The sequence below is a fragment of the Streptomyces sp. NPDC089919 genome, assembly GCF_040684615.1.
GTDB lineage: Bacteria > Actinomycetota > Actinomycetes > Streptomycetales > Streptomycetaceae > Streptomyces.
Genome location: NZ_JBFBGK010000203.1, coordinates 1 through 5,403, shown reverse-complemented (window position 1 = coordinate 5,403; position 5,403 = coordinate 1). Strand labels below are relative to the sequence as shown.

The window sequence follows — 5,403 nt, the reverse complement described above, 5'->3', positions numbered from 1 at the left end:
GTCCACGGCGTCCACGGCGTCCACGGCGTCCACGGCGTCCACGGCGTCCACGGCGTCCACGGCGTCCACGGCGTCCACGGCGTCCACGGCGTCCACGGCGTCCACGGCGTCCATGGCACCCACGGTGTCCACGGCGCCCAAGGCACCCCCCGGCGCCCGCGGCGCCCGCCACTCTCCCGGCACCCCCGGGCGCCCGGCATCTGCGTCATCCAGCACGCGTCCGGCATCCGACACGCCTCCGGTAACGCGTGTAACCTGATATGAGGCCGTCAGGGGCCGAGGGGACGAGGTAGCACGCATGAGCAAGGAGCCGACCGCGCCGAGCGCCGTCACGAGCGCGGACGTCGCGCGGCTGGCGGGGGTGTCGCGGGCGACCGTGTCCTTCGTCCTCAACAACACGCAGGCGCACCGCGTCAGCGAGGCCACCCGCGCCCGGGTGCAGGAGGCGGCCCAGCAGCTGGGCTACGTACCGCACGCCGCCGCCCGGTCCCTGCGCGCCGGCCGCAGCAATCTCGTCCTCATGCCGGCATCGGTCTCGGCAGCCGGGCAGCTGGTCGCCGCCTGGGTCGACGACCTGGAGAGCGAACTGGAACGCCACGGCTACGTCCTGGTCCTGCACGCCGGGCGGTTCGCCGACGAGGTGACCGCCGCCCGGGCCTGGGCCGAGCTGCGCCCGGTGGCCGTGCTGGCCCTGGACGGCGACCGGATGTCCGGACGGGCCGTGGAGGTGCTGACCCGCGCGGGGGTGCGCGGGGTGGTGGCCTTCGGCGCCTACCAGCTGCCCGGTGCCTTCACGATCGGCCTCGACCAGGCGGCCATCGGCGCGCTCGCCGCACGCCACCTCATCGACCGGCGCCGGAACACCATCGGTGTGGTCATGCCGCAGGAGCGCGGCCTGGACACCATCGCCCGGCCGCGCCTCGAGGGCGCCGAGCGGACCGCAGGGCGCAGCTCGGCCACCGTCACCCCGCTGGACCTCTCCTTCAGCCACGAATCCGCCGCTGAAGTCGCCGCCCAGGTCCGTCGGTTGAGGATCGACGGCGTGTTCGCCTACAACGACGAGTACGCCGCCCTGCTGGTGCACGCCCTTCGTGCGGCGCGGCTCCGGGTGCCCGCGGACGTCTGCGTCATCGGCTGTGACGACCTGGTCCTGTCCGCCCTCCAGCAGCCGCCGCTGACGTCCGTCCGGCTCGAACTCCCCACCCCCGCGCAGGTGGCCGACGCCCTGCACATCCTGATCGAGGGCGGCACGCCGCCGGTCGTGCAGCCGGTGGAGCCGGTCCTGGTGCAGCGCATGTCCACCTGACGCGATGGCTGTGACGCTCCGTCAGCCTGTGCGGCTCGTCGGCTCGTCGGTCCGTCAGGCCACCCACCGACGGGCGGCCTGACGGTCCAGCAGCGGTGCGAAGGCCCGCGGGGCACGGGCGCCGGTTCAGGCCTCCAGGTGGCGGGCGAGGAAGGCGACGCTGCCGGTGACGATCGGGGTCACGTCGGGTGCGCCGAGGAAGATGTGGTCGGCGTCCGGCACCGGCTGCAGTTCCACCTCGCCGCCGGCCTTCCGCAGGGCCTCGGCCAGGATCTCGCTCTGGCCGTAGGGCAGCAGACTGTCGGCCGTCCCGTGCACGAGGAGGAACGGCGGCGGTGTGGCGGGGCCCGCATAGGTGACCGGGCTCGCGGCCCGGGCCAGTTCCGGCCGCTGTTCGGCGGTGCCGCCCAGCAGGGCGTCGAAGGGGTCGGGGTAGGAGGTGCCGTCCGGCAGCGGCGGCATCGGCAGCGGGTGCGCCAGCAGCGCGCCGAGGTCCGTGGCCGGGTACCAGGCGACGACGGCCCGCACCGTGCTCGCCTCGCCGCGGACGCCGACGGCGCCTTCCAGGGCGGCGCCCTCCGCGGTGTCCGGTCCGGCGAGCCCGGCCAGGGCGGCCAGGTGGCCGCCGGCCGATTCGCCCATGACGCCGATCCGGTCCGGGTCGATGCCCAGCTCGGCGGCGAACCGCCGGACGTACCGGACGGCCGCCTTCACGTCGTGCAACTGCGCCGGGAAGGGCGCTTCAAGGCTGTGCCGGTAGTCGACGGAGACCAGGGCGAGCCCGGCACCCAGCACCGCGCCGTGCAGCAGCTCGACCGGCACGGTCGGCGGCGGGTAGCGGCGGTCGCCCTCCAGCCAGCCGCCCCCGTGGATCCACACGACGGCGGCCACCGGCCCCTCGGCCGCGGGGACGTGGACGTCGAGCAGGCAGGGCCGGTACCCGGCGGTGGCCGCGTAGGTGAGCCCGTCGTGGTGGCGGACCCCGTTCGCGTCGGTGCGCGGCGGACCGGGGGCGCGGAAGGCCGGCGGGGGCCAACCGGAATCGGGGACCGCGGGCGGCTGTGCGGCCGGGGCCTCGAGGGAGGGTGAGTGCGTCATGTCCGCCTCTTTCTGATGGGAGGTGCACGGCCGTGGGCCGGGTGCGGGCGTTCCGGCCCCCACCGGCCCACGGCCCGTCGACCGGACCGGCGGGATTCGGTATTCGGGATTTTGATGCCCTATGTCCGGAATCCCTTGCGATCACGTCCCGGTCCGACCTAGTGTTGTTACACGTGTAACACACTCTGTGCGACGCAGTAAACGTCTCCGACGTGATCGATGGGTTGGTGTACCCCGCCGTGGGTTACACGAGACACCTCGACACCGCGCCGCACTTCGCACCGGAGAGTCGCCATGACCGGCCCCACGCTTTCCCCCACCCTGCCCCGCTCCCGCCCACCCGCCGCGGGCACGGCCACCCCGCCCGGGGCCCCAGCCGTCCCGCTCCCCGCGCTCCCGCCGCCGGGTCCCCGCCTCGTCCGGTGGGCCGCGCGGGCCGCGGTGGTGGAGGTTCCCCGGATCCGCGCGGCCCTGCGCGGCGTGCTCGCCGACTGGGGGGTCGCGCCCGAGTGCGCCGACCTCCTGCTGCTGGCCGGTACGGAGCTGCTGTCGAACGCCGTGCGGCACGCGGGCGGCGCCTCCGGACGGCTGCACGTGACGGTCGCCCTCGGTGCCGGCCGGCTGCGCCTGGACGTGGCCGACGCGGACCCCCGGCTGCCGCGACTCGCCCCGTCCGCCGACCCCGGCGCCGAGGCCGAAGGCGGGCGGGGCCTCGCGATCGCCGGCTTCCTGGCCGACGAGGCCGGCGGCCTGCTGACGGCCTTCCGCGCAGCCACCGGCAAGGCCACCGGCAAGACCGCGGGCAAGGTCGTCCGCATCCGCATCCCGGCTGCCTGAGCCTCCTGCACCGGGAGCACGCCCTGACCCTGACGGGCCTCGAGGGTGCCGTTGTAGGGTGACGCACCAGCCCTTGACCTGCACGAGCAGGCAGGGAGCAGAGATCTCGGGAGTTCCTTCATGCTGCGCACCCTCTTCAAGTCGAAGATCCACCGGGCCACCGTCACCCAGGCCGACCTGCACTACGTGGGATCCGTGACGGTCGACGCCGAACTGCTGGAGGCGGCGGACCTGCTGCCCGGCGAGCTGGTGCACATCGTCGACATCACCAACGGCGCCCGCCTCGAGACGTACGTCATCGAGGGCGAGCGCGGCTCCGGCGTCATCGGCATCAACGGCGCCGCGGCGCACCTGGTGCACCCGGGGGACCTGGTCATCCTCATCAGCTACGCGCAGGTCGACGACGCCGAGGCGCGCGCCTTCCGCCCGCGGGTGGTGCACGTGGACGAGGCCAACCGGATCGTGGAACTGGGCGCGGACGCCTCGGCGCCGGTACCGGGCACGGACCAGCTGCGGCCCCCGCACGCGGTCGCCGCCTCCCTCTGACCTGCGGCGGTCCGCGGCTGCGTTCCGTAGGCTTCGCCGTACCGAAGGACCGGCGGCCGGGGGACCGGCCGTCCTGACGGGCCGCCGGCGCGCACCGCGCCGGCGGATCGGAACGCACCGGGGGTTGACGCATGAGCGTGGAGATCGAGGACGACCGGGCCGCCGGCCGGCTGTGGGCCCGCGAGGACGGCCGCGTGGTGGGCCACATCGCGTACTTCGTGCTGGCCGGGCCGGTCGGGGCGCTGGTGGCCGTGCACACCATCGTCGAGGACGGCGAGGAGGGGCGCGGCATCGGCGGTGACCTGGTGCGCGCCTTCTACGGGATCGCGGCGCGGGAGGGCGTACCGGTGGTGCCGTTGTGCCCGTACGCGGCGAAGTGGGCCGGGCGGCACCCGGAGGAGGCGCCGCCGGCCTCTGAGGAGCTGGTGGCGGCGGCCCGGACGCAGCTCGACGCGGACCCGTCGCAGTGGTGAGCGGCCGCCTGGCACTGGTGCACACCTCGCCGCTGCACGTGCCGGTCTTCGAGGAGCTGCGCGACCGGCACCACCCCGGCCTGGAACTGCAGCACGTCGTCGCCCCGGAACTGCTGGCCCGGGCCCGGCAGGAAGGCCCCGAAGCGGTGTCCGGGGCCGTCGCCGAGCAGCTGCGGGTGGCGGCCGGGACCGGCGCCGGGGCGGTGCTCTGCACCTGCTCGACCATCGGCGGCGTGGCGGAGGCCCTGTCCGGGGCCGCCACCGGGGCGCCGGTGCTGCGGCTGGACCGGCCGATGGCCGCGGCGGCGGTCCGGCTTGGCCCGCGGGTGACGGTCCTGGCGACCGTACCGAGCACGCTGGCGCCGACCCTCGGCCTCCTCGCCGAGGAGGCCGCCGCCGCGGACCGGCCGCTGACGCCGACCGGCCGGCTGGTGGACGGCGCGTGGGACCGCTTCGAGGCCGACGACCTGGACGGTTACGCCGCTTCGGTCGCGGCCGCGATCACCGCCACGGCGGCCGCCGGCACGGCCGACGTCATCGTGCTGGCCCAGGCCTCCATGGCCCCCGCCGCGGACCTGGTGCAGGTGCCGGTACCGGTCCTGTCGGCCCCCGCCCCGGGCTTGGCGGCCGCGGCGGCCCTGGTCGCCCGTAAGGGCTGAGCCCGGGTGCGGCCCGGCGGCGCCCGCGGGACAGTGGGGGCATGCGCCCCGTAGAGCTGGAGCTGGACGAGGAGACGCGGCCCCCGGACCCGGAGCCGCCCCCCGCCCCGGAGCCGATGCCGCCACCCCCACCGCCGACCCCCGCCCCACCGCCCCCCGGCCCCATCCCGGAACCACCGCCGGCTCCGGCGCCGCCGATCCCACCGCCGGGGCCGTTGATCTGACGGCATGGTGCCCGGCCCGTCGACCTGACCGGCCGTGGCTGCCCCCCATGTGGCCATGCCCCGAGATCTCAGCGGGCCTGCGCCCGAGCCCCGCTGCCGCTGCCCCAGATCCAGGCCCCCCACCGCGGTCGGGACGTGTGGGGAAGGCGCTTGCGGGGGTGTGGCAGGCTGGTCCGGAGGCAGGCCCGGGCCTGGGATGCCCGAAGGGCACGGCGAAGCCGCGAAGTCCCAGGGGTGGGCCTGCCGCTGGGGGTACCTCC

General features: G+C 75.8%; 6 protein-coding genes. 5 read left to right on the top strand and 1 reads right to left on the bottom strand.

What is annotated here, in order from left to right:
* Positions 1-298: 298 nt before the first annotated feature.
* On the top strand, positions 299-1,306 hold the full coding sequence (locus AB0O40_RS37445) for a LacI family DNA-binding transcriptional regulator (protein WP_365050719.1): 1,008 nt from the start codon (positions 299-301) through the stop codon (positions 1,304-1,306).
* A gap of 126 nt (positions 1,307-1,432) precedes the next feature.
* Here AB0O40_RS37445 and AB0O40_RS37440 read toward each other — a convergent pair whose 3' ends face one another.
* Positions 1,433-2,404 (bottom strand): alpha/beta hydrolase, encoded by a 972-nt coding sequence (locus AB0O40_RS37440; RefSeq protein ID WP_365050716.1) that lies wholly within the window; start codon positions 2,402-2,404, stop codon positions 1,433-1,435.
* A gap of 294 nt (positions 2,405-2,698) precedes the next feature.
* Here AB0O40_RS37440 and AB0O40_RS37435 point away from each other — a divergent pair, with 294 nt between their 5' ends.
* The 4 genes from AB0O40_RS37435 to AB0O40_RS37420 all read left to right on the top strand — a co-directional run bounded on the left by AB0O40_RS37435 (position 2,699) and on the right by AB0O40_RS37420 (position 4,919).
* The gene (locus AB0O40_RS37435; RefSeq protein WP_365050713.1) at positions 2,699-3,241 is read left to right on the top strand and encodes an ATP-binding protein; all 543 of its coding nucleotides are present in this window, start codon (positions 2,699-2,701) and stop codon (positions 3,239-3,241) included.
* Between the two features lie 120 nt (positions 3,242-3,361).
* Positions 3,362-3,787: an aspartate 1-decarboxylase gene (gene panD, locus AB0O40_RS37430; RefSeq protein ID WP_365050711.1), complete on the top strand. Its 426-nt coding sequence runs from the start codon at positions 3,362-3,364 to the stop codon at positions 3,785-3,787.
* 131 nt (positions 3,788-3,918) lie between these two features.
* The gene (locus AB0O40_RS37425; RefSeq protein WP_365050708.1) at positions 3,919-4,260 is read left to right on the top strand and encodes a GNAT family N-acetyltransferase; all 342 of its coding nucleotides are present in this window, start codon (positions 3,919-3,921) and stop codon (positions 4,258-4,260) included.
* Positions 4,257-4,919, top strand: a complete 663-nt coding sequence (locus AB0O40_RS37420; RefSeq protein WP_365050705.1) for an aspartate/glutamate racemase family protein — start codon at positions 4,257-4,259, stop codon at positions 4,917-4,919. Before AB0O40_RS37425 ends, AB0O40_RS37420 begins: the two co-directional genes overlap by 4 nt.
* Positions 4,920-5,403 lie beyond the last annotated feature (484 nt).